This is a genomic window from Temperatibacter marinus, from assembly GCF_031598375.1.
Classification (GTDB): Bacteria; Pseudomonadota; Alphaproteobacteria; order Sphingomonadales; family Kordiimonadaceae; genus Temperatibacter; species Temperatibacter marinus.
On record NZ_CP123872.1, the window covers coordinates 2,951,265 to 2,976,280 of the forward strand.

The following is a 25,016-nucleotide window of genomic DNA, read 5'->3' on the forward strand; positions in this document are numbered from 1 at the left end:
CTAAAATCCCGTTGTCTTCTTTTTATATTTTTCATGAGAACCTGCTAGATTTGCACCCTTTTCGCCTTTTTCATTTAGAATGACGACTTTTCCGCCCCGCCTACCAAGGCGCATAACCCCTTCAATGACAACTCTATCACCAACAGACACACCAGATTTCACTTCAACATAGCCTGCTCTTCTTAACCCCAGCGTCACCAAGCGACGTTCTGCTTTACCCTTGTCATCGATAACATAAAGATATTGATTACCCGCCAGAGGTAAAATAGACTGTTCGTTCACAAAAGGCGCCACCCATGTTCTTGAAATCAATTCAACAGTCATCAACATGCCAGGACGCAACTTAAGCTCTGAATTATCAACCAATGCTCTGACTTTTACAGCACGGGTTACAGGATCAATCCTGCTATCAACTGATTGAACAACCCCTTTAAAGAGGTCCCCTCGATAAGCATCAACTTTTGTTGAGACTTGCTGGCCTACAGCTAAAGCACTAATAAAACGTTCTGGCACTGAAAAATCGAGCTTTATTTTATCAATAGCATCTATTGTTGTGATGGCCGTATTTTGATTGATGAGGGAGCCTTCTGAGACTTGACGCAGACCTAAAACACCATCGAATGGAGCGATCACTGTACGATCAGCTAATCTGGCTTCGATCGCTTTCAGTCGATAATTTGCTTCTGAACGACGACGCTGTGAAGTTTCTAGAGCTGCTGTGCTTGCATTCCCTTGATCAACCAAATCCCGAATTCTTTCAAACTGTTTTTCTGCTTCTAAAAGGTTCGCTTTGGCCTCTGATAATTGGGCAAGTTCTTCATCCCGTGTCAGCTCAACAATTAAATCGCCTTTACTGACCACTTGGCCGTCAGCAAAATGTACCTTTGAGACTGTATCAGTGACGCGAGAGGTTAGAACAACACTTTCACGAGCCTTAGCATTGCCGATAGCTTCAACAATATCTGAAAATTCACGTTCTTTAACTGGATCGACTTTAACAGTCACTATACGGCCACCGCGGCCTCTTTTTCTTTCTTCATCATTTGAACCGAAAAGAAGCCATAAACTTCCAGTTGATAACATAATGACAATGACTGTTAATATTCCAGTTGTCCGCGACATATCGACCCCATAAAAAAATTCTTACTAAATATAAATACTCGTTATCATAATAGCTTTATCATCCATAGCCTAACACTTGTTTACAGAATCATGGTCAAAAAATCACCCAATTTTCATCCATATCACGAAAAAATGATCTGACTTCATCTTCAAATTCTTGAAAGACAGATTCACCGCTTTTGAGCCCTTCTCCTCTTAATAGGGCTAGAGAACGGTGCTGATCAAAGCCTTCTAACTTAAAATGATCAAACCTAGATTGATTTGGATCAGTCTTTATGACGGAATCAGGGAATAATCCGCCCCCAATTCCTGCACTAACCATCGCCAGGGCACGACTATCATCCCTTGTACGATAGGCGAGGCGGGGTCGGATGTTGTGACTTGTAAAATATTTACTGGTTTCACTGAGAACTTCACATCTTGAGCGAACGACCATGTTATGATGGACAAGTTCTTCTGGAGAAATCATGGCCTTCCCTGCAAGCTTGCTGCCCGCTTGCACGGCAAAAGAATACCCTTCTTCCATCAGAATTTGATCTTCCTCTTGTCCTGGACGAGGCAACGAAAGTGCATAATCAATCATACGTTCGTCTAAGCGGTTGTTTAATTCCCGCTCTGTCCCATCGACAATTTCAATTTCATAATCGGGATGTTTTAATGCAAAATTTCCAATGAATTGACTGATCAATTCTTCAGCAACCGTAATAAGAATGCCAATTCTAATTAATTTCCGCCTGCCCGTTTCCTTTAGAGCTTGCTGCGCGAGATTGATTTGGTGAACAACTGCCTTGGCATGGGGAAGAAAATTAGAGCCTGCATCCGTGAGGAAAACACGTTTATTAGTGCGCTCAAATAAAGAGAGGCCAACTTGCTCTTCTAATTTTTTTATACCAGCTGATAAAGTGGGCTGTGTAACGTTTTGATTTTTTGCGGCGCGTGTAAAATTTCCTGCTTCAACAACCGCCAGAAAGTAGCGAATTAAATATAAATCCATTATAGACCCCATCTATAGATATTATTTTTATCATCAATTTTACCTATACATAGATTCTGGATATACTCCTGTCAAATTTCGACTCTAGAAACATAGTGATGCAGAGAAAGTTTTTTCTCTGTCTTGAGGGAGTGTAATGCATACCATTGGCACATCAGTGAATAAAAATGACCCGAGCTTTCTGACAAATCAGCAGTTCATGCAAGAGCTTGTCGATGACTTGAAAAGTAAAATTGAAACAATCAAACGCGGCGGCCATGAACGGGCGCGAGAAAAACATCTCAGTCGGGGGAAATTACTGCCAAGAGAGAGAGTTGAAAAACTATTAGACCCAGGCACTGCCTTTCTAGAGATCGGCCAGCTGGCAGCCTTTAATATGTATGATGCAGACATACCTGCTGCTGGGGTAATCGCTGGTATTGGTCGCGTTTCCGGCATTGAATGTATGATCGTGTGTAATGATGCAACTGTCAAAGGGGGTACCTATTATCCTATGACCGTGAAGAAGCATTTACGAGCTCAAGAAATTGCACAAGAAAATCGTCTTCCCTGTATTTATCTTGTTGATAGCGGCGGCGCAAACTTACCAAATCAAGATGAAGTTTTTCCTGACAAAAATCATTTCGGACGAATCTTTTTTAACCAAGCTAATATGTCTGCCCAGGGCATTCCGCAAATTGCTGTGGTCATGGGCAGCTGTACAGCCGGCGGCGCCTATGTGCCTGCTATGGCGGATGAAAGTATCATCGTTCAAAATCAGGGAACCATCTTTCTTGGCGGCCCTCCCCTCGTAAAAGCAGCGACAGGAGAAGAGGTTACCGCAGAAGACCTTGGGGGCGGCGATGTTCATGCTCGAAAATCAGGCGTTGTAGACCACCTTGCAAAGAATGACGATCATGCTCTTTTGATCGCTCGCGATATTGTGGCTGGATTGAACTGGCAAAAACAACAACAACTTAAAATGCAAGTGCCCAAAGCGCCCCTCTTTAATGCTGCTGAGTTGTATGGGATCGTACCTGTAGACGCGCGCCAACCCTTTGATATTAGAGAAATTATTGCACGCCTCGTTGATGAAAGTGCATTTCAAGAGTTCAAGAAATATTACGGCGAAACCCTAGTTTGCGGCTTTGCTCATATTGAGGGTATGCCTGTTGGAATTATTGCCAACAACGGTATTCTCTTTAGCGAGAGTGCCCTAAAAGGAGCTCATTTTGTAGAACTTTGTGGACAGCGGAAGATCCCGCTTGTTTTCTTACAAAATATTAATGGATTTATGGTTGGCAAGGCTTATGAAAACGCTGGTATCGCCCGCGACGGTGCTAAGATGGTAACGGCTGTCTCAACAGTTAACGTTCCAAAGTTTACAATCATCATTGGCGGCAGTTTCGGTGCAGGAAACTATGGCATGTGTGGCAGGGCTTATAGCCCGCGCTATATGTTTATGTGGCCGAATGCTCGAATCTCTGTGATGGGCGGCGAACAAGCAGCGGGTGTCTTGGCCACCGTAACACGCGATGGAAAAGAGGCACGCGGCGAAGAATGGTCTGCTGCTGAGGAAGAAGCCTTCAAAAAACCCATAAAAGAGCAATATGAGCATCAAGGTCACCCCTACTACGCAAGTGCACGCCTTTGGGATGATGGGGTTATTGATCCTGTTGACACACGCCGCGTTCTGGCCCTTGCCATCTCAAGCAGCCTAAACAGTCCCATCGAAGAGACTAAATTCGGCCTCTTTAGAATGTAGATGAGAAAGAACCCATAAATGACTGATTTAGAAATAAAAATAGAGAATAATGGCTTAGCTTTTGTGACCTTAAACAGGCCAGAAGTTAACAATGCCTTCAATGCTTCTGTCATTGACCTTCTCAATGAGGCCTTTACGTCTTTAGGGCAGAACAAAGATGTTCACGTCATTATCTTATCTGGCAATGGCAAAAACTTTAGTGCAGGAGCTGATCTGAACTGGATGAAGCAGGCTGCCTCCTTTAGTGAAGAGGAAAATGTTCAAGACGCCATAAAACTGGCCGACATGTTATCCGTCATAAACACCTGCCCAAAGCCTGTGATCGGTGTTATCCAGGGTGTCGCTATGGGCGGCGGTGTTGGCTTGACTTCAGTGGTGGATATTGCAATCGGCGCACCCTCTACTAAATTTGCCCTCTCCGAAGTGAAGCTGGGTCTGACCCCTGCAACAATTAGTCCCTACGTCGTCGCAGCTATTGGAAGTCGTCAAGCCCGGCGCCTATTCCTGACTGCGGAACGTTTTGACGCTCAGGCGGCTCTTGCTTATGGCCTGCTGCATGACATAGCTGAGGACCCAATGAGCGAGGCGATCATTCTAGCGGAAGCTCTTCTTAACAATGCTCCTGCGGCTATGGCTGATGCCAAAAAACTCATCGCAGACGTGGATGGGCAACCTATCACTGCAGAGCTTCGCCATCTAACGGCACAGCGAATTGCTGCACGCAGAAAATCCGATGAAGGAAAAGAGGGATTAGATGCCTTTCTATCAAAACGCAAACCAAACTGGAGTGCCCCATCATGATAAAACGCATCTCTAAAATTCTTATTGCAAACCGCGGTGAAATTGCATGCAGAGTGATGCAAACCTCTAAAGAAATGGGTCTGTCAACAGTCGCAGTTTTCTCAGAAGCGGATCAGGATGCAATGCATGTAGAAATGGCGGATGAAGCTGTTTGTATTGGCCCTGCTGCTGCTGCTGAGAGTTATCTCGTTCAGCAAAAAATCATAGAGGCAGCCAGAAAGACGGGGGCTGAAGCAATACATCCTGGCTATGGATTTCTCTCAGAAAACCCTGACTTTGCAGAACTCTGCAAGGCCAACGATATTATTTTCATAGGGCCTTCTGCCGAAAGCATGAATGCGATGGCATTGAAGGGGACTGCCAAGCAACTTATGATCGATGCCGGGGTACCGGTTGTTCCAGGATATCACGGCGAAGCACAAGACGACGAAACTTTATACAAGGCAGCTCTTGATATTGGGTTTCCAGTTTTGATCAAAGCTGTTGCTGGTGGCGGCGGTAAGGGGATGCGTGCTGTCGAAAGTGAAAAGGATCTTGTCGAAGCGATTATTGCAGCTCGCAGCGAAGGGGAAAAAAGTTTTGGCAACGGGAAACTCTTGATCGAAAAACTCATTCAAAAACCGCGTCATATAGAATTGCAAGTCTTTGGTGATTGTTATGGCAATGCGGTCCACTTGATGGAACGAGATTGTTCAATTCAACGACGCCATCAAAAAGTGATCGAAGAAGCCCCTGCACCAGGCATGACAGACAATCTTCGTAAAGAGATGGGCGATGCCGCCGTTAATGCGGCTAAAGCTGTGAACTATACGGGAGCTGGCACTGTAGAATTTATCGTTGACGTCGCTAACGGGCTAGAGGATGCCCCTTTCTACTTTATGGAAATGAATACACGACTACAGGTCGAGCATCCTGTCACAGAAATGATAACAGGCGTTGATTTAGTGGAATGGCAAATTCGGGTAGCACAAGGAGAGATGCTCCCGATGACACAAGAAGCTATTGTCGATGGCTCATATGGACATTCCATTGAAGTGCGTCTCTATGCTGAAGACCCTGCCAATAATTTCCTCCCTGCGATTGGTACTTTAGAAAAATTCGAAACAGTTGAAAGTGATTATGCTCGGGAGCGTGTTGAAACAGGCGTTCGCAGCGGTGATGAAATATCAATTCACTATGATCCAATGATCGCCAAACTTGTTGTTCTTGGGGATGATCGCCTGCAGGCTATCCAGTCCATGCAAAAGCTTTTGAAAAAAACGCTGCTGGCTGGAACGCGCACCAATAGAGATTTTTTAGCTCGGCTTATGCACGATGAAAATTTCATCGCCGCCAATTTGGACACTGGCTTTTTAAATGGGAAAACTGAAAGCCTTTGCGATGATCCTGAGCCATCAGCTGAAGATTATGCTATTGCTGGACTGATCCATTATGCTCTTGCAACAAATGCTCCCAAAGAAAACGACCCTTTCGCTGTACTTGACGGCTTTAGAATGAATAGCAAAGCCCAATATACTGTCCTTTTCAAAGATGCCTCTGTACTCATTTCAGAAGGCGAAACTGAAACCACAGTGACATGCCTGAACAAAACATACACAGCCCACCGCATAGACATTGGTGAGAGCGAAGCTCGATTGCAGTTGGACGGGTATCAACAAGAAGTGAAATATTCCGCCACAGACGATGCTGTGATGCTGGCCATGCCCACGTACAGTCATCAGTTATCTTTGTATAAACCTGACTTTGAGACCGATGCATTTACAGGCGGTGACGGTGCTGTTGTCTCTCCAATGCCTGGAAAGATATTGGATATTCGCTCAGTTGCTGGTGATGTAGTCAAAGCCGGTGACACCATTTTGATCATGGAAGCCATGAAGATGGAACAAAGCCTAACAGCCCCAATTGATGGCATCATAGAAAATATTTACGTCAATGTTCAGGACCAGGTCCCAGAAAATACGGTCCTCTTTGACATCCAAGCCCAACCAGAGGAAGAGTAACATGATAGAGTTCCCCCATTTAAAATTTGATCACGGTGAAGAGATCGACATGCTGCGAGACATGGTCCGTAAATTTGCAGAGAGCGAGATTGCACCACTAGCTGAGAAGACAGATACGGAAAACAGCTTTCCGAATGACCTTTGGCCAAAAATGGGTGAGCTTGGTTTATTAGGCATGACAGCCCCTGAGGCCTACGGGGGAACTGACATGGGATACCTAGCTCATGTGATCGCCATGGAAGAAATTAGTCGTGCCTCAGCCTCAATTGGTCTCTCTTATGGGGCCTTTTCAAATCTCTGTGTTAATCAACTTTCAAAAAATGCAAATGAAGAGCAAAAGGCAAAATATTTACCTAAGCTATGTAGCGGAGACTATATTGGTGCTTTGGCTATGAGTGAACCTGGTGCAGGGTCAGATGTGGTTTCAATGCGGCTGAAGGCTGATAAAGTGGACGGCGGCTATTGTCTAAACGGCAACAAAATGTGGATTACCAACGGGCCAGACGCTGATGTCTTAGTGGTTTATGCAAAGACGGATATGGACGCCCACGCCCGGGGCATTACAGCCTTTATCATTGAAAAGTCTGACGCAGGTTTTTCCACAGCACAAAAGCTCGACAAACTGGGCATGCGTGGTTCGAATACTTGTGAATTGGTTTTTGAGAATTGCTTCATTCCTGAAGAGCGAGTCATGGGCGGTGTTGGACGAGGTGTCAACGTGCTGATGTCAGGCCTTGATTATGAACGCCTTGTTCTATGCGGTGGGCCGCTAGGAATTATGCGAGCCTGTCTAGACATTGTTGTTCCTTTTGTGCATGACCGGAAACAATTCGGGAAAAGCATCGGTGAATTTCAACTCATGCAAGGTAAACTTGCCGACATGTATGCTACATGGGGCGCTTGTCGTTCCTATGTTTATGCCGTAGCTCAAGCTTGTGATCGCAGTGAAACAACACGCAAAGATGCAGCAGCTTGTATTTTATATGCTGCAGAAAAAGCAACATGGATGGCTGGAGAAAGCATCCAGGCACTTGGCGGCATGGGATATATTAATGAAACACCTACAGGCCGTTTGTGGCGCGATGCAAAACTATATGAAATCGGTGCTGGTACATCAGAAATTCGGCGGATGTTAATTGGCAGAGAACTCTTTAAAGAAACCGATTAATTCATAAGAAAAGGCGCTCTAGGGCGCCTTTTCGACTTAAAGAAAGTCTTTCGTTTAATCTTGAAGCATATTATTAAATTCTGCACTCAAAGATTCTGCCAAACGTGTCAATTGGCTCGACACTTCAAGAACCTCTGTAACAGCTGTTGTTGTCGTGTCTGCAGAAACCTGAACTTCTGATATGTGGCGTGAAACTTCTTGAGTACCATGCGCCGCTTCTTGAGCATTTCTAGCTATCTCAGATGTTGCAGCACTCTGTTGGTCAGCTGAATCTGCAATATTGCCTGCAATTTCAGAGACTTCACCAATGACGGTCGAAATTTCATCCATCGCCTTCACCACTAAAGATGTTTCGCTTTGAATAGCCGAAATTTGCTGGGTAATTTCTTCTGTCGCATTGGCGGTCTGATTAGCCAAGGATTTAACTTCACTAGCAACCACCGCAAATCCTTTACCTGCATCCCCTGCTCTGGCGGCTTCAATTGTCGCATTCAAAGCAAGTAAATTCGTTTGCTCTGCAATATCACTAATCAGTTTGACCACATCTCCAATTTTCTGTGAAGCATCAGCAAGGTGGTTGACTTGATCACTGGCCTCAAGAGTTTTACCATTGGCTTTAGTTGAAATTTCCGACGCTCTTGAAATCTGTGCTCCAATTTCATGGACAGATGCCCCAAGTTCTTCAGTCGCTGCAGCCACAGTTTCAACATTTGATGTCGCAATTTGAGCAGCGCTAGAGACCTCTGTTGCTGTCTGCAGGCTTGTATTAGACGCCAGAGACATGGTTTGAGATTGATCATTTAAAACCAAACTATCCTTTTTGATGAGATCAACAGTTTCCCCAACAGTTTTTTCAACCTGAACCTGTGCTGTAATATTCGTCCAGGTTAGAAGCGTTGCCATATAGCTGCTATCGCTGGCCATAATTGCTGACACCTGTAATCCAAGGACTTGATCGCCTATTTCCATTCTGTCTTTTTTGGGAAGGCCTCGACCGGATTTGATCGCTTCTGCCAATCCATTCAATTGAATAAAACCATCTATAGACGCACCAACAGGGTCTTCTACATTTATTTGTAAGTGGTCTTTTAACAATTTCAATGAGGTGACCGCTGCTTCATTCACATAAGAGATAGAAAGAGTTTGAGGGTCAATCATCATTGCGCTAATGGGCATTTTGTCCACAAGCTGACGCAGGCGTTCTGTTTCGAATCTAAATTCTTCCCGCTCGGTCACTATACGCCAAGTCAATATAACGCGATCAAAACTACCATCTTCTTTATCAAGGCTATCAATTGTGATCTCTAAATAGTCATGGCCGATCTTAACAAGTTTAAAGAGAGGCAAACTAGATTTTGATTGAAACTCTGCAGAAGACAATTCACTTTGCGGTATAAAATCCGTTAAGGACACGCCTCGAATTTCACTTCCCTTTTTATTCTTTAAGGGATGATTCATTTCCTCGAGAAATTGTTCCCCAGTATCATTATGATAAATCATCTCTGCAGATGATTTATCTACAGTGATCACACCAAGAGGCATGGTATTAATGATACGTTGATATGTTCTAAGACCCCGATCTTTGACTCGTAAATCTTCTTCTAATCCAGCAATTTCATCTTTAAGACTCTGGTTCCCAAAACCAAACATTAATAAATTCCCTTTAACGTTTTACTTAAGCTCACTATCCCCCGATTGTGCTCTGTAAAAATCATATTTTTACTAACAGTCGACTATAGAGACAGTTTGTTTCAAGTCAAAAAAAATCGCCTCAAAAGAGGCGATTTATCAGGATTATATTATGCACTAATTTCTATTTGAACAAACGATCATTTGTATATTCGTGCATTCCGTATATTGCTCGCGCCAGAATTGATTGCTGCTCCAAAGGAGTAAAGCCTCCTGACCGGATCGCAACAAAACAATCAAGAGCAATGATCAAAGGGATCTGTCTGACTAAATCAGGATTAAGACGTTGTAACCATCTCTTGAACATCGACTTGACCATACGCTTTTGGTTACTTTCATAACCCTTAATGGAAAAACCATTGGTGCCATCAAGTTTCATTCTTAACGCTTGAAACCCTCCTTCTAATGAAAAAGAGAAGCGAGCAAGGTCATGCTTAAGGTCCCCGATCGGGCGCAGCCTTTTGCGACCAATTAAATGAACTTCCTTTTCCTGCAGATCAAACTCCATGTTATCAATAGACAAATTACCCGGCACTTTTGTATATGGGACTGGATCTAGGATCTTTTCACGACGCAAAATATCAAGCAGTTGCTCGCTCAATTTAGAAATTCCAGCACAAGCAACACCGTTAATTATAACTGTCTCACCATAAAAAGGGACTAAATGAGGCTTTTCTAGGATACTAGCCAATCCAAGAAGCGGCTCAAATCGATATTCATTATGAAGCATCTTGGAAACGTCATCCGCTTCTAAACTCTCGGGCATTTCATTGGTGATTTCCATCAGCTGTTTCGCCATTCCAGACAAAACATCTAGCCAAAAATTTTCACCCATTGTTTGTTTGCGGTAAACCTGCCCTAAATTGATATAGCGACTATCGCTTTCAGGATAATCCAAATTAAGCGCAACATTGAAGTTTTGTGTATCCATAATATATCTCCTTTAAAGAAGACATACGCAAACTCCATGCCACTAATTTATTCAGATTTCGCAATAAAAGGGCTAGTATAAGCCTCATGTATTCAAGTGAAGGGAAATTCCTGCCGCATTTAAAACGAGCTACGGAAAATATTGCAAGCCAGTTTTAAGCAAATAAATTAAGCTGCCCAGAAGATCTATCCTGACGCGACCTCACATCCGCAGGGACCGTAAACTTCACAGGGCATGAATTCAAGGCATCCTCTTTAGTCTCATGAGCTTGCTCCCCAATATTTAACCGAAGACGACGACAATGAACTTCAAATCGACGTTTAAGCATCTCCGCTTCAAAACCCTTTCCTTTCATACGGTGTTTAAATCGAGGGTCATTCACGCGACCGCCCCGCATCGCCTTCAAACGCGAGAGCACTCGCTCCTTTCGATCTGGAAAATAAGCTGTTAACCATTCTGAAAAAAGACCCGCCACCTCAAGCGGCAGCCTTAAAAGAATATAGGCTACCTCTTTGGCACCCGCATGTTTAACCGCCTCCAGGACTTGTTCCATCTCCATATCATTAATTGCGGGAATTATAGGAGCAAACATCGCCCCTGTCGGAATTCCAGCATCAGATAACAAGCGGATAGCATCCAGCCTTTTTTGCGGGGAAGATGCTCTGGGTTCCAAAACTCTTGCAAGTTTGGGGTCCACTGTGGTGACCGAGACATAAACTTTCACAAGTCCTTTAGCCGCCATTTCAGATAACAAATCAATATCCCGGACAATCAGTTTATTCTTGGTCACGATCGAACAAGGATGATTGAATCGATTAAGAACTTCAAGAAGTTGGCGGGTAATTTTATGCTGCTTTTCAATAGGCTGATAAGGGTCTGTATTTGTGCCCATTGCTAAAGGAGTGACTGTATAATTTGGATCGGCTAATTCTTGCTCTAATAATGCCGCAGCATTGCTTTTCATCATTATATGGCGTTCGAAATCTAACCCAGCTGAGAGGCCTAAGTAAGTATGGGTCGGCCTCGCAAAACAATATACACATCCATGTTCACAGCCACGATACGCATTAATAGATTTTTTAAAGGGAATATCTGGCGAGTCATTCTTTGTAATGATGGTTTTGGTCGCATCATGAAAAACACGCGTTTGATTGTCTGTCTTATCATAGGACTGCTCTCCAAAGGGAAACTCTGGCTCTTCAATTTTTTGGTAAGCCTCAAACCGTCCTGTACGATTTGAGCAAACACCACGGCCTAAATGACGGTGTTCTCGATTCAATCTTGCCTGCTCCCCTCCTTTCGATGATTTCAAAGGGTTTGGGCGGCCTGTAATTGACTGAATAACAGGTTTTTTTGAAATATGATTATATGTTCTTTCTTGTTCCATGGCATGACTATAGCATAAGAACAAAAGTAGAACAAATATTTATTTAAAACCGTTAATCTGGGACTTATCCCTCTGGTTCAAGGTGCACACAGCCTTCATTCAATGTTGAAAGCCAGGACAGAAAATCATTCGGTAACATCGGCTTACCCAAGATATACCCTTGAAGCGTATCAAAATTCAATTTTTTTGTAAGCGCATGGGTCTGGGCGTCCGACACACCACAACTCGCTGCTTTAATATCAAGTTTGTGTGCCAGATCGACAACTGATTCTAAAATTGTGAAAGCGACTTTATCTCTTAGGGCGGTATCGAGAAATCCTCGATCAATGATTATTTCAGAGAAAGGGATTTTGTGTAGTCTCATCAATGACCCAAAGCCCGTACCAAAATCATCTAAAGCGAGGCCCAGTCCTCTTAGGTGAAGGCGTCCCATTTCTTCCAGTAACTTTCGCTCGTCAATCAACATATCTGCTTCGCCAACTTCAAGTGTTACCATTTCTGGGGGCACATTATGCTGATCTAACAGGCCGCTTACAATATCAGAGAAATCACTTTTCCTTAGGTTTTCGGCATTTAAATTGAGAGAGATGGGCATCTCAATGCCCTGGCTTAGCCACTCGCCGCACTGTTCAACAGCCAATTCAAGCATCCGATATGTCAGGACATCCATATACCCCTTCTCTGACGCCAAAGTGAGAACAGAATGCGCTCCCATTAAACCACCTGATATTGATCTCCACCGTGCAAAAACCTCAACGCCTGTCACTTTCAATGTCTTAGCATCTACACGAGGCTGATATACGGGTACCAGGCCATCTGTCATCAAGCCGCGCATGAACTCAGTTTCAGAAAGAATAGAATCTGACACTCCCGCCTCATCACTTCTAGAGCGAACAAAATCTGTGAGCGCTGAAAGCACTTTCTCTACAGGAATAGGCTTTGGTAACGTCGCCAGCAAATTGATTGAATATGCAATGGCAAGCTGTTCTGCAGAGTGAAGTGCTTTTTCAGCATGCCCCGTCATAAGAATGACACCAGGCCTCCAACTTAAACCTGCTATCTCCTTTATGAGACCATACCCATCTACTTCTGGCATATCCAAATCTGTAATGATAAAATTAAACTGCTCAGTCTTAAGAATATCTAAGGCTTTTTTTCCATTTCTTGCTGTGGAAACCAAATAGCCCTCTTGTCTGAGTTCGTGGGCTACAATATCCCGATAAGTTGAAGAATCGTCGACCACCAATATAGATTGTTCGTTACTCATAAAGCCCCCTAAGCACTATTTCTTTAAGCATAAAACATTTGTGCACGCTTGTTAAAGAAAAAAGCAGGGCCAAGGCCCTGCTTTTTAGAATTACAATAAAAAGGTTTAGCTTTCGTTATTCTCGTATCGAAGAATAGGCTTTCGCGCTGCCAAAGTTTCATCCAAGCGCGCATAAGGCGCATGGTAAGGGGCAGCAAGGAATCTTTGCTTATTGCCAGACTTTGCTTCTGCTGCCAAACCTTTCATAGATCTAATAAATTGATCCAAATTATATTTACTCTCTGATTCTGTTGGCTCCACAAGCATCGCGCCATGAACAACAAGCGGGAAATACATAGTCATCGGGTGATACCCTTCATCAATCATTGCTTTAGCAAAATCAAGAGTTGTGACACCTGTATCTTTTAAGAAGCCATCATCAAATAAACATTCATGCATGCAGTAGCTGTCAAAGGCTAGCGACATGTCCTCTTTTAAAGAGGCTTGGACATAGTTGGCGTTCAAGACAGCATCCTCAGACGCTTGCTTGATACCATCAATCCCGTGAGAGAGCATATATGTTAGAGCACGCGTATACATACCCATTTGACCATGAAAAGCCGTCAGACGCCCGAAAGAAGTATCCCCTTCGATCTCTAACCACTCTTTTAGGGCAAATTTACCCTCTGCATCATTCACAATGTAAGGAACAGGCACATAGTCTTTTAGGCGATCTGAGAAAACAACAGGCCCAGATCCAGGTCCACCTCCGCCATGGGGCGTCGAAAAGGTTTTGTGCAAGTTAAAATGCATGGCATCAACACCAAGATCACCGGGGCAAACTTTACCAGCGATGGCATTAAAATTCGCACCATCGCAGTAGAAATAAGACCCATTATCATGAATGGCGTCGGCAATTTGTCTCACTTCATTTTCAAATAACCCACAGGTATTTGGATTTGTGAGCATAACAGCAGCCACCGTTTCATCCAGAGAAGCTATCAAAGCTTGCATATCTACACGGCCATTATCTTTAGCCGGAATTGCTTTAACTTTATAACCGCAAAAGGCAGCAGTTGCAGGGTTTGTCCCGTGGGCTGACTCCGGACATAAAACGACAGACCGTGCATCTCCCTTCGCTTCATGAGCCTTACGCATGGCCATCACACCGCATAGTTCGCCGTGGGCTCCTGCTTTGGGGGACAAGGCGACAACCGGCATATTTGTCATGCGTGTGAGCCATGTTGAAAGCTCTTCCATGAGCTCAATTGCTCCTTGAACAGTCGACATTGGCTGCAATGGATGAACATTTGAAAATCCAGGCAACCGAGCAATCTTCTCATTGAGACGAGGATTATGCTTCATTGTACAAGAGCCAAGAGGAAAAACACCCATATCAATGCCATAATTTCTACGGCTAAGGCGCGTATAGTGGCGCATAACATCAGGCTCAGCCAAACCAGCGCATCCTATCTCACTTTGACGTTCTACGCCCCCAAGCTGAGCATCGAACTCTTCCAAATCTTCAAAGTCCACGCCAGTCAACTCTGTTGATCCTATTTCATAAATCAAAGGTTCTGCTAAACGTAAACCTTGATGACCTGAGTAACTTTCAAATTTAGTCGTAGTCGCTTCGACATTTTCTAGTCCTGTAGGACGCCCTTCGGAATTCATTGACATCAGAGAACCTCCTTCAAACCAGCAGTCAGTGCCGCAATATCATCATCAGTTACGCATTCAGTTGCTGCCAAAAGAATATGATCATCAAGGCCTGCATTTGGAAATAACCTCCCCCCAGGCACACCCGCGATAATATCTTTCTTCGCAAGTTTTTCCACAACATCCGTAGCATCTCCAGTGATGCGAAGAGTGATTTCATTGAAGAAGGCTTTGTTAAGAACCTCAACACCTTCAATAGAATTTAGCGCTGTTTTCAAATCAAGTGTTTTCTTATGATTAACCATGGCAAGCTGACGTATTCCCTTTTCACCCAAAAGAGACATATGAATTGAAAAAGCTAAAGCGCAAAGGCCTGAATTCGTACATATATTTGACGTCGCTTTTTCGCGGCGGATATGCTGTTCTCTTGTAGAAAGTGTCAAAACAAATCCACGCTTTCCGTCTGCATCAACAGTTTGCCCGCACAGCCGTCCCGGCATTTGGCGAACATATTTCTGGTTCGTTGCGAAAAGACCAACATAAGGACCACCGAAGTTCAGTCCATTTCCGATAGATTGCCCTTCACCTACAACGATATCAGCACCCATCTCACCTGGAGATTTAAGGGCCCCTAGAGAAACAACTTCCGTAAACACAGCCACTAATAATGCCTTGTGAGCATGGGCTTTTTCTGCCACTGCAGTTAGATCACGAACATTGCCAAAAACATCAGGGTTTTGAACGAGGACGCAACTTGTTGTGTCATCAATGGCGTCGATAACAGCCTGAAGTTCCGCCTCTGGATCAGAAGGGTTTGCCGCTTGAGACACCAACTCATCATCCGTATATTGTGTCTGAGTTAGACAAACCTCGCGGTAATGCGGATGAAGATTGCCCGCAAGAATTGCTTTCTTTTTCCTTGTGACACGACGAGCCATCATAATCGCTTCGGCACAGCCTGTGGACCCATCATACATGGAAGCATTGGCTACATCCATCCCTGTAAGCTGCGCAACTTGAGTCTGAAATTCAAAAATCACCTGCAAGGTTCCTTGGGCTATTTCAGGCTGATAAGGAGTATAAGCCGTCAGAAACTCCCCTCTTTGGATCAGGTGATCAACAGAAGAAGGAACATGGTGATGATAAGCGCCTGCACCAACAAAGAAAGGCACTGAGCCGGCTGCAGTATTTTTAGCAGCCAACTTGGACATATGACGCTCAACTTCCAACTCAGTTTTTCGTGTTGGCAAGTCAATTTTAGCGTTTAGAAATTCAGCAGGAACGTCGCTAAACAAAGCATCCACATTTGAGGCGCCAATGGTTGATAGCATATCCTGTCTATCAGCGTCCGAAAGAGGTAAATAACGCATCTAGGGGTCTCCAAAGGAAAAGTTAGAGACGCACACAATAGTCCGTCTCGAAATATGGTTTGGATTAGTCCGCGATGAAATCAGAATAAGCGTCTTCATCCATCATTTCATCAAGTTCATTGCTGTCCGCAATTTTCAACTTAAAGAACCAGCCTGCATCCGTCGCTGAACTGTTCACAAGAGAAGGATCGTCTTCTAGTGCACTATTCACTTCGGTCACTTCACCACTGATAGGTGCATAGACTTCTGAAGCTGCTTTCACAGATTCTACGACAGCGGCATCATCGCCTTGCCCATAAGCGGCCCCGACTTCTGGCAACTCAACAAAAACGACATCACCAAGAGCATTTTGCGCATGGTCTGTAATGCCGATTGTTGCAATATCACCGTCAACTGCGATCCATTCGTGGTCTTCTGTATATTTAATCATCTTTAATCTCCCTGACTAGATTTGATATGATTGATCGTTTGGTTCATGATCTACTTAAGATTTACGTTTATAGCGCTGTTCCACGAAGGGCATCGCAGCAACTTTTGCAGGCATTGCCTTTCCGCGCACTATCAAATTAACTTCGGTCCCCTCTGCTGAATAATCAGCTGGAACATATCCCATCGCAATAGGCCCCCCGACTGTTGGACCAAAACCACCAGAGGTTATCACGCCGATAACTGTACCTTCTGCGTTCGCAATTTCCGTCCCTTCTCGAGCAGGCGCTCTTCCCGACGGTAAGATCCCGACACGGAGGGTGTCGACACCTTCTGCCAGCTCTTTAAGAATTCTATCAGCACCAATGAAATCGCCAGCTTCTTTACGCTTTTTACCCAGGCAAAAAGAAATATTGGCTTCTACAGGGCTTTTAGAGCCATCAAAGTCATGGCCACTTAAACAAAGACCAGGCTCTAATCTTAAGCTGTCTCTCGCGCCGAGACCTATTGCTTCCACATCTTCATGGGCAAGAAGTCGACGTGCAAAGGCATCCGCAAATTCCTCAGGGACTGAGATTTCATAACCGTCTTCGCCCGTATACCCACAGCGAGCAACCCAGCAAACAACGCCTTCAAGGGTCACTGATGTTGCTTCCATAAACCCAAGGTTAGCAACTTCAGGAGCTATCTCAGCAAGGACTGATTCTGCCTGAGGACCTTGCAGGGCAAGCAAGGCTCTATCTTCTAAGGGTTCTAGGTTAAGATTGTCGCCAAGAGACTTCTCGATTAGGTCATAGTCTTTATCTTTGAATGCAGCATTCACGACGATGTAAGCCATGCCATCAGGCTCGTGAGTTCGTGTCACCATCAAATCGTCTTCGATGCCTCCCGCTTCATTTAGAAGGACTGTATACCGCATTTTTCCAGGCTTTAGGACCGCAAGAGCAGAAGGCATAATTTTTTCGAGGTGTTTAATCGGATCACTACCATCATTGGATCGAACGTAAGCCTGTCCCATGTGAGAAACATCAAACAGCCCGGCTTTCTCACGGGTATGATTATGTTCTTTCATCACGCCTAAGGGATATTGAACGGGCATAGCATAGCCAGCAAAAGGGACCATTTTACCGCCCAATTCAACATGGAGATCATATAAGGGTGTCTTTAAAAGAGTATTGGTATCAGTCATAAAATTTCCGTTCAAACAAACTTACAAATTTCGCATTACGTTGCGCTGGCTTTCGCCAGTTGCAAGCCCCCTCTGTCACGGAACCTGAGAGATTTCACGATTTGTAATCGCTTACCCCGTCGGTGAGAATGCTAACACATTCTGCTTTCCAGAGTGGTCTATCTTCTGCGGTCCTGAAGCCTGAGAGTTTCCGGGGCGGTTGCTCCTTCGGCGCTTTTGGAGGACCAAAATCTCTCCCGCTGAAGATATAGAGTTATCTCTATGACCTATGGCGCGAATATAGCCACAAAGATCGAGGAGTCAATCGTCCAATCTTAAATGAAGGAAAAAAGCAAGATTCGAACAAAAAAACGGAAAGAATGACTGATCCTTTCCGTTAAATCTTTGTAATATTACCCTGAGCTAGAGCCGAATCATCCTCAGCGCTTGATATTTCTCATCACCTCATTAGGTGTAAGATTTAGCGCAAGTAAGATTTCATAATCATACTCACGTGCCTGATCTATTGTCGGGACAAGGTGATCAATTGTTTGGCGTTTTGAAGCCCGGCCACTGCGATCAAATGTCAATGTAACAGAATAGGTTTTCTTAGAGATAAGGCTATAATTATCTTTTAATGTTAAGACAAAATAGTCAACCGTGACTGACCGGTCCTTATTCGCAGGCCCTGCAAGAACAGAGATATCAAAGGAAACCTTCGTTGCCACCTGTTCTTCCTGACTACACTCTGTATCAACGCGCGATAAAGTTGCCGTATACTCGATATCCTTAGCTAAGTCGCTATCCCCTTTTATGCGTGTAAAGGTGCCCATATCTCCCATCACAGCAACTGCAGGACAGTGATCAATCGTCACTTCTAGAGGATTCTCACGCGCACATGCCGAGAGGGCTGCTACTGATAGCCCAAGAACAAACCAACGCGATACTGTCTTTAATGACATATATACCCTTTCCTTCCTGCTCCGTATATGCAGGCGATACAATCAAAACTTTGCGCGATCATAGTGTCAACATTTACGACCCGCAAGAGCTAAAACAGCAAATCTTTCGTTTTGAAAAAACTGCCTCTACTCTCATAAGTCATATTTGACGATTGTGGCAAAAAATGGCACTTTGTCTGAAGGGAGATTGATATGGGGATAAATAATTCTGACGACACCCTCTGGATCGCCATTATTGGTGCTGGACCTGCTGGATATTACACAGCAGAAGCCTTGACTAAATTAAATGAAAATGCCCGGGTTGATATCATTGACCGGCTCCCTACCCCATATGGACTGATAAGAGCTGGTGTTGCTCCAGACCATCAATCCATAAAAAATGTAGCACGCCGTTATGAAAGTACTAATGAACAAGAAAATGTGCGTTTTGTGGGCAATCTTTCTTTAGGAAGAGACATCACACTGAAGGAGCTCCTCAATTTATACGATGCCGTCGTACTTGCTACAGGCGCTGCAAAAGATAGAGAACTGGGCATCGACGGTGAAGCATTGCACGGTGTTTATGGCTCAGGCGCCTTTGTAGGCTGGTATAACAGCCATCCTGATTATGCTGATCTTGACCCTCATTTAGATATTTCATCTGTCGCTGTCATAGGTAACGGCAATGTGGCCGTTGATGTTGCCCGAATTCTTGCTAAGACCCCAGCAGAGATGGAAGGAACGGATCTTGCGCGCCATGCCAGAGAAGCCATCAACGCTAGCCCAATCAAAGATATATATCTTATTGGCCGTAGAGGCCCCTTGCATGCAGCCTTCACACCAAAAGAACTTGGGGAATTAAATAAATTGGAAAATTGCGTAGCTCTTCTAGATCCAGATGATATGCCCAGTGAAAAGGCTGTTGAAGACTCTAAAGGAGCGACAAAGAAAAACCTAGCAATTCTAAAAGATCTTGCCACCAACAAGCCTGACGATAAGCCTATAAGATTGCATCTGAAGTTTTTCAGGCGCCCCATGGCTTTACTTGGAGAGGCTTGTGTGTGCGGTATTCGCCTTGAAACCACAGAAGTCAATGACGAAGGCCAGACAACTGGAACTGGAGAGAGTGAAGTCCTGCCTGCTGGGATGGTTGTCAGTTGTATCGGCTATAAAAGCAGTCCAATTGAAGACATCCCTTATGACAAAAATAAGGGACGATTTCTCTCAGATTCATCTGGCAAAATCGCCCCTGGTTTATACAGCAGCGGATGGGCCCGGCGCGGTCCGACGGGGACGATCGGCACGAACAAACCAGATGGTGTTGAGGTTGCAAGAACGATTTTAAATGATATCAAACCAGCAGGAAAACAAGGTCGAAAAGGGCTGAATGCAATCATTAAAGACAGATCCCTCGAGATTGTCACTTTTGAGAATTGGAAAAAAATCGACGAAGCAGAAATCGATGCTGCCTTGGAGTCTGAGAGCCGTCACAAATTTACAAATATTGACACTATGGTCACTGTCGCAAAGAGTAATTAAAAACCATGAGCAAAACTCTGTTACTCGCATTTACCCTCTGGGCTTTTCCTATAGCGGCCTCAGAAAAGCATCCCGCAGGCGACATTCTGCTGGATTGCATGGCCTGTCACACCTTTAATAAGGGCGGCACACATATTTATGGCCCCAATTTATATGGAATTCTTGGGCGCAAAGTAGCTAGCCTTCCTGACTATGGCTATAGTAGCTCTTTAAAAAACCACGACTATGTCTGGAATCGCCTCTCCTTAGAAGCCTTCTTGTTTAATCCTAATACAATGGTGCCCCAGACAAAAATGCATTTTCTCGGCCTTGAAAGTGCTGAAAAAAGGGACCGCATTCTCAAGGCTTTATTTGCAAATTTTGCAGAAGATAACAGCCGATTAAAACATGCTCTTCAACAGGGACATGCCCCTCTTGGTGCTTCTCTCTTCCCCCCCTGTTTGGCTTGCCATACAGCTGCACCCAATCAACCAAAGAAACACGGGCCAAATTTATGGAAGGTTTTTGGCCGTAAAATTGCGAGTTTAGACGGCTTTGACTATTCTGCTCAATTGATCGCAAGAAAAGGTATATGGGATGAAGAAGCCCTCAATCGTTACCTTTTGCAAGAGAAAGGCTTCAGACAAGGCAGCCATCGAGCACACAAAGCTTTGAATTCCACAGAGAAAAGAGCCCATCTGATTGCTTTTTTAAAAAGCCTTAAGGATTAGAGAGATCTTTTCTCCTTTCCTTATAGAGTAAACTCACCAAACCAAAACTCAATAAGAGCAATAAATACCATGCTAACATTTTATCAGGGCTAACAAGTTGCCAGCCGAATTTTTGATTTGGATAGAGCCATATACTACTGAAAGTCGCGATATTCTCTGCAATCCAGACAAAGAAGGCCGTCAAAAATGCTGCCAATAAAAAAGGCATTTTATGTTGCTCGCGACCAACTGTAAATGTGATTGTTGTCTTCCAATAAAGCCCTAAAGAAGCTGTTAAGAGTATATAACGAAGATCCCAAATATAGTGATGAATGAAAAAATTCAAATAAATCAAGAAAGAGAGGGATAAGGTAACCCAAGGCTGAGGAAAAGGATCAAACTTTAATGCCATCAAACGCCAAGCTCTTGCAATAAAGCTTCCAACTGCAGAATACATAAAGCCCGCGAACAACGGTACAGTCCCCAAGGAAAATAAGGCATCTTCAGCCCCTGGGTATGCCCATGAACCGATCGATGGTAAGGTTTTAAAGAGCTCCATCCCTGTTGCGACAAAATGGAAAATGAGGATGACTTTGACTTCTTTAATGCTCTCCATTTTTGTCACAACAAGAAATATCTGAGTGAGAACGGCGGTCAAAAGAAGGAAATCATATCGATGCAGGAAAAAGTCACTTGGATATATAAATTCTGTGAGAATGATAAAAAAGAGTAAGACAGCTCCAAAGACTGAGGCCCGTGCCTGAATCATGCCAAAGGCAATCAATTGCGTATGGAGATGGGCCATTTCTCTTTTATCCTCTGTAAGGCCTCTGGTTTAGCCTTTTTTCTTTTCCAACTTTTTAATTATGCCACTAAAATTTAAGAGACACTCATCCCCAACGAAGAGCCCTCCACTTGAAAAGATCATAGAGCCAGTTTCCCGCGTGACCTGCCCTTTTCCTTCTATAAGGTCGCCTACCTGCGCCCCCTTTAAGAAGTCAGCCGTCATAGAAACTGTAACGGCATTAAACTCACCAACAATCAAGTCTCTTGCAAAGGCAAATATAGCTACATCAGCCAGCGTCATCAAAGCCCCGCCGTGTATCGTCTTATGACCATTTAAATGTTTTTCTTCAACAACAAGGGCTGTCACCCACGACCCATCTTCTTGTTTCTTCATCAGAAAAGGACCATTATTTTCCTCAAATGGCTCGATTATATCCATATCCCAGGTATGATACCCTTGATCGCGTAAATCTTGAACAGTTGTCATATCATATCCACTTCTACTATACTCGCAACGATCCCCCGCAGGCCATCCTCAAATGTTTTATAATAAACCACAAGAACTTTCCCTAATGACATCTCTACAGCCCAAGGGTAGCCACAATCATGGCCATGACTGTCTTCACAGATAACATATTCTTCGGCGTCATCGAGGGCCTGATTTTTTTCCACGATCTTATATCGAACACCATAAGGAGCACTGCGATAGCCATAGCTTAAGAAAAGACGTCCATCCTGTAGAATGAGTGGATCATAGGGATGCCCTCTGGTTTGATGCACTTGCGGCTGTTTTGTCTTTAAGGTGTCAAGAGCCCCTCTAGCAGTCACAAGGTGATCGCCTCCCTCTAGGCCTTTCGTCCGGTGAAAGACAGTGAATTGATTTTCATCCGGCCAGTTTGCAAGCGCAGGCTCTCTTAAATGTATGGCGGGCATACAAAGGGTATCTCCTACCTCTCCCCACGTCTCACCTTCATCTAAAGATTGATAAAACTGAGTCACTTCAGGCGCACGACTTTCTTTGTCCTCTTTATAGACCGACAAGAGGATAGTCCCTTCTCGTGTTTGTATGGCACGCCCGCGAACAGGTCCTCCTTGCAAAGCTTTTTTTGCAATTTTATTCCCTTTGAAATAAGACGGTACCGGCAAAAGCGTCCGTGCGGACCAGCTTTGGCCGTTATCATCTGACGTCCGGCTGTAGCTCCCCCAAAACAAGTAATCGACGCCATAAAATTTATTACGTCTTGGATGACAACCCTGTGCCTTCAAGGCCTCATAATATTCAGGCAAAACTGGATAAAACATGAACCCATAGTGTATAATCCGTCCAGACGATAAAGTTAATAAATTGGCTTCTTGATCTGCCGCCTCTGGGTCACAAGGAAGAATAGACACTTCCCCGTCTTGCTTCAAATTTCGATCAAGTCTTATGAGAGCAATATGAGAGCGAGAGTGGATGTGATCAACCGAATTAAAATGATCTTTGAGGGGCAGGTCCTCATCTTTATTGACAAGCCAGCGGTGATCAGGTGCACGCCTAAAAGCAACAAGAATATCCCCAGAATGAGTCATCGTCACGCTGGGGAATGTCGCATAGAAGCAAGCTTCTTTATAGAGAGTGAAGGTTTTTACCGGAAACACTGTCTCGCCTAAAACCTTCTATCGCCGCCAATAATATCGCCGATACCTCCCAATATTGATCCTTCACCCTTATCAAGACCACCGCCTTGAGGGGCCGCTGCAAGAACACGTCCTGCAAGTCTAGAGAAGGGTAAACTTTGCAGCCATACTTTGCCAGGACCTTGAAGCCGAGCGAAGAATACGCCCTCTCCGCCGAAAATCATCGACTTAACACCGCCAACACTTTCTATATCCATATCGACATCTGCTGTCATTGCCGCGAGACACCCTGTATCAACATGCAGAATTTCACCCGGTTTTAGTTCTTTTTCGATCACAGTTCCTCCCACATGAACAAAGACCCAGCCATCTCCTTCAAGTTTTTGCATGATGAAACCTTCGCCGCCGAAAAGCCCTGTCATGATCTTTTTCTGGAAATGAATACCCACCGATACGCCTTTTGCGGCACAGAGAAAACTATCTTTTTGGCAAATAAGCTGCCCTCCCATATCATCAAGTTTCATGGGAATGATATTGCCAGGATAGGGCGACGCGAAGGCAACATGGGCTTTTCCGTGTCCCTCATGTGTAAAGACAGTCGTGAAAAGACTTTCTCCTGTCAGCAATCGCTTCCCGGCACCTAAGAGTTTGCCCATGAAACCGCCCTCTTGACCAGAGCCATCGCCAAACACAGCATTCATCGTGATCGTGGGCGCTTTATACATCATTGTTCCCGCCTCAGCGATAGCACTTTCACCGGGATCTAATTCGATCTCAACAAATTGCATCTCACTGCCCTTCACTTCATAATCAATGTCGTCATTGATACTCTCGCTTCTATAGTGACGGCTGCTTGTGGTTGTTGGAATATGGCTCATTCTTCTCTCCTCACTGATTTATAGTTATACTACTTACTTAAGCATCCAAACCTAGCTTTTTAAGTTCAGATTGAATTTTATTTGCAGAATTATCAGTTCCGATGGAATAAGAAGCAATACGACTGAGATAGGTATATGATAAGCCTGTTTCTTTATGCCATTGATTGAAGGTAGCTTGAATAGCCGTTAAATCCCTTTTGGATGTTGGATTTTCTGCAATATCAACGCCCGCATCTCTGATGGCCCAAATTACATCGCGAGAGAGAATAAAACTATCCTTACCAAGAAAGCGCAGTAAAAACATTCCTGTATTCCCTCCTAGACGGCTGCCGTGTTTCTTTAGATAGGCCATCAAATCAATCTGTTGATCTGCTCCATAACTGGCCATAAACCGTGCAAAAGACCCATGCTCTTCAGAAATATGGCTCACAAATCGAGCATTTTCCCAAACCGCCTTAATTTTTTGCCAATTTCGGACCACACGCTTGTCTTTTACATATGCTTCCCACTCATCTGGAGAGAGTTGAACCAATTTATCAACATCAAAACCAAAATAGGCCTCTTCGAATTGCGGCCATTTTTTAGTAATAACAGACCAGTTAAAGCCAGCCTGGTTGATCACGCGACACATCATGGATAAAACACGATCGTCTGGAATTTCTTCAAAAGCATGAGTTTGAGGTATGTCCTCTAACAGAGCCTGCAACGCCTTTTCCCCTCCTTTTCTTAAAAGAGCCCGATCCATTATTGATTGAAATGATGCTGTCATATTTTTTCCTCCCGAATTCTTTCTGTCTTATCAGAAAAATACTCAGGAAAAAAGGTTGACGTTCAAGGACCTAGCACCCAAATTAACAAGAG

Annotated in this window: 22 protein-coding genes and 1 riboswitch; of the genes, 6 read left to right on the forward strand and 16 right to left on the reverse strand. The window is 44.2% G+C overall.

Going from position 1 to position 25,016, the window contains the following annotated elements:
- Together QGN29_RS13370 and QGN29_RS13375 are read right to left on the reverse strand one after the other, a co-directional pair.
- Complete coding sequence (locus QGN29_RS13370; RefSeq protein WP_310798372.1) at window positions 1-1,122, reverse strand: efflux RND transporter periplasmic adaptor subunit; 1,122 nt, start codon at window positions 1,120-1,122, stop codon at window positions 1-3.
- A gap of 94 nt (window positions 1,123-1,216) precedes the next feature.
- Window positions 1,217-2,116 (reverse strand): LysR family transcriptional regulator, encoded by a 900-nt coding sequence (locus QGN29_RS13375; RefSeq protein ID WP_310798373.1) that lies wholly within the window; start codon window positions 2,114-2,116, stop codon window positions 1,217-1,219.
- 136 nt (window positions 2,117-2,252) lie between these two features.
- On the opposite strand from QGN29_RS13375, the gene QGN29_RS13380 reads away from it, so the two are divergent.
- The 4 genes from QGN29_RS13380 to QGN29_RS13395 are packed head-to-tail and all read left to right on the forward strand — an operon-like array spanning window position 2,253 to window position 7,829.
- The gene (locus QGN29_RS13380) at window positions 2,253-3,860 is read left to right on the forward strand and encodes a carboxyl transferase domain-containing protein (RefSeq protein WP_310798374.1); all 1,608 of its coding nucleotides are present in this window, start codon (window positions 2,253-2,255) and stop codon (window positions 3,858-3,860) included.
- 18 nt (window positions 3,861-3,878) lie between these two features.
- On the forward strand, window positions 3,879-4,661 hold the full coding sequence (locus tag QGN29_RS13385; protein WP_310798375.1) for an enoyl-CoA hydratase/isomerase family protein: 783 nt from the start codon (window positions 3,879-3,881) through the stop codon (window positions 4,659-4,661).
- Complete coding sequence (locus QGN29_RS13390; protein ID WP_310798376.1) at window positions 4,658-6,661, forward strand: acetyl/propionyl/methylcrotonyl-CoA carboxylase subunit alpha; 2,004 nt, start codon at window positions 4,658-4,660, stop codon at window positions 6,659-6,661. Before QGN29_RS13385 ends, QGN29_RS13390 begins: the two co-directional genes overlap by 4 nt.
- 1 nt (window position 6,662) lies before the next feature.
- The gene (locus QGN29_RS13395; RefSeq protein ID WP_310798377.1) at window positions 6,663-7,829 is read left to right on the forward strand and encodes an isovaleryl-CoA dehydrogenase; all 1,167 of its coding nucleotides are present in this window, start codon (window positions 6,663-6,665) and stop codon (window positions 7,827-7,829) included.
- Between the two features lie 54 nt (window positions 7,830-7,883).
- On the opposite strand, the gene QGN29_RS13400 is transcribed toward QGN29_RS13395, so the two are convergent.
- The 9 genes from QGN29_RS13400 to QGN29_RS13440 all read right to left on the reverse strand — a co-directional run bounded on the left by QGN29_RS13400 (window position 7,884) and on the right by QGN29_RS13440 (window position 18,667).
- Complete coding sequence (locus tag QGN29_RS13400) at window positions 7,884-9,479, reverse strand: methyl-accepting chemotaxis protein (RefSeq protein ID WP_310798378.1); 1,596 nt, start codon at window positions 9,477-9,479, stop codon at window positions 7,884-7,886.
- A gap of 163 nt (window positions 9,480-9,642) precedes the next feature.
- Complete coding sequence (locus tag QGN29_RS13405; RefSeq protein ID WP_310798379.1) at window positions 9,643-10,449, reverse strand: hypothetical protein; 807 nt, start codon at window positions 10,447-10,449, stop codon at window positions 9,643-9,645.
- 154 nt (window positions 10,450-10,603) lie between these two features.
- Window positions 10,604-11,836 (reverse strand): PA0069 family radical SAM protein, encoded by a 1,233-nt coding sequence (locus tag QGN29_RS13410; protein WP_310798380.1) that lies wholly within the window; start codon window positions 11,834-11,836, stop codon window positions 10,604-10,606.
- A gap of 64 nt (window positions 11,837-11,900) precedes the next feature.
- Window positions 11,901-13,103 (reverse strand): EAL domain-containing response regulator, encoded by a 1,203-nt coding sequence (locus tag QGN29_RS13415; protein WP_310798381.1) that lies wholly within the window; start codon window positions 13,101-13,103, stop codon window positions 11,901-11,903.
- 105 nt (window positions 13,104-13,208) lie between these two features.
- Complete coding sequence (gcvPB, locus tag QGN29_RS13420; protein WP_310798382.1) at window positions 13,209-14,762, reverse strand: aminomethyl-transferring glycine dehydrogenase subunit GcvPB; 1,554 nt, start codon at window positions 14,760-14,762, stop codon at window positions 13,209-13,211.
- Entirely contained in the window at window positions 14,762-16,111 is a 1,350-nt protein-coding gene (gcvPA, locus tag QGN29_RS13425; RefSeq protein ID WP_310798383.1) for an aminomethyl-transferring glycine dehydrogenase subunit GcvPA, read from the reverse strand. Before gcvPA ends, gcvPB begins: the two co-directional genes overlap by 1 nt.
- 64 nt (window positions 16,112-16,175) lie before the next feature.
- Entirely contained in the window at window positions 16,176-16,541 is a 366-nt protein-coding gene (gcvH, locus tag QGN29_RS13430; RefSeq protein WP_310798384.1) for a glycine cleavage system protein GcvH, read from the reverse strand.
- Window positions 16,542-16,595: 54 nt separating this feature from the next.
- A complete protein-coding gene (gene gcvT / locus QGN29_RS13435; RefSeq protein ID WP_310798385.1) occupies window positions 16,596-17,726 on the reverse strand; it encodes a glycine cleavage system aminomethyltransferase GcvT in 1,131 nt (376 codons plus the stop codon).
- 158 nt (window positions 17,727-17,884) lie between these two features.
- A riboswitch (glycine riboswitch) is annotated at window positions 17,885-17,975 on the reverse strand.
- Window positions 17,976-18,145: 170 nt separating this feature from the next.
- Window positions 18,146-18,667: a hypothetical protein gene (locus QGN29_RS13440; RefSeq protein ID WP_310798386.1), complete on the reverse strand. Its 522-nt coding sequence runs from the start codon at window positions 18,665-18,667 to the stop codon at window positions 18,146-18,148.
- 192 nt (window positions 18,668-18,859) lie between these two features.
- On the opposite strand from QGN29_RS13440, the gene QGN29_RS13445 reads away from it, so the two are divergent.
- Window positions 18,860-20,185 carry an FAD-dependent oxidoreductase gene (locus QGN29_RS13445; RefSeq protein WP_310798387.1) on the forward strand — a complete coding sequence of 442 codons (1,326 nt, stop codon included), beginning with the start codon at window positions 18,860-18,862 and terminating at the stop codon, window positions 20,183-20,185.
- Window positions 20,186-20,190: 5 nt separating this feature from the next.
- A complete protein-coding gene (locus QGN29_RS13450) occupies window positions 20,191-20,895 on the forward strand; it encodes a c-type cytochrome (RefSeq protein ID WP_310798388.1) in 705 nt (234 codons plus the stop codon).
- Here the strand turns inward: QGN29_RS13450 and QGN29_RS13455 are convergent.
- The 5 genes from QGN29_RS13455 to QGN29_RS13475 are packed head-to-tail and all read right to left on the reverse strand — an operon-like array spanning window position 20,885 to window position 24,924.
- The gene (locus QGN29_RS13455; protein ID WP_310798389.1) at window positions 20,885-21,679 is read right to left on the reverse strand and encodes a DUF817 domain-containing protein; all 795 of its coding nucleotides are present in this window, start codon (window positions 21,677-21,679) and stop codon (window positions 20,885-20,887) included. The two genes, QGN29_RS13450 and QGN29_RS13455, sit on opposite strands and share 11 nt — an antisense overlap.
- Window positions 21,680-21,709: 30 nt before the next feature.
- Entirely contained in the window at window positions 21,710-22,147 is a 438-nt protein-coding gene (locus QGN29_RS13460; protein ID WP_310798390.1) for a PaaI family thioesterase, read from the reverse strand.
- Window positions 22,144-23,298 (reverse strand): sialidase family protein, encoded by a 1,155-nt coding sequence (locus QGN29_RS13465; RefSeq protein ID WP_310798391.1) that lies wholly within the window; start codon window positions 23,296-23,298, stop codon window positions 22,144-22,146. The genes QGN29_RS13460 and QGN29_RS13465 overlap by 4 nt, the downstream gene beginning before the upstream one ends.
- An 8-nt stretch (window positions 23,299-23,306) precedes the next feature.
- Entirely contained in the window at window positions 23,307-24,155 is an 849-nt protein-coding gene (locus QGN29_RS13470; protein WP_310798392.1) for a TIGR00266 family protein, read from the reverse strand.
- Window positions 24,156-24,192: 37 nt separating this feature from the next.
- A complete protein-coding gene (locus tag QGN29_RS13475) occupies window positions 24,193-24,924 on the reverse strand; it encodes a DNA-3-methyladenine glycosylase I (RefSeq protein WP_310798393.1) in 732 nt (243 codons plus the stop codon).
- Window positions 24,925-25,016: the final 92 nt, after the last annotated feature.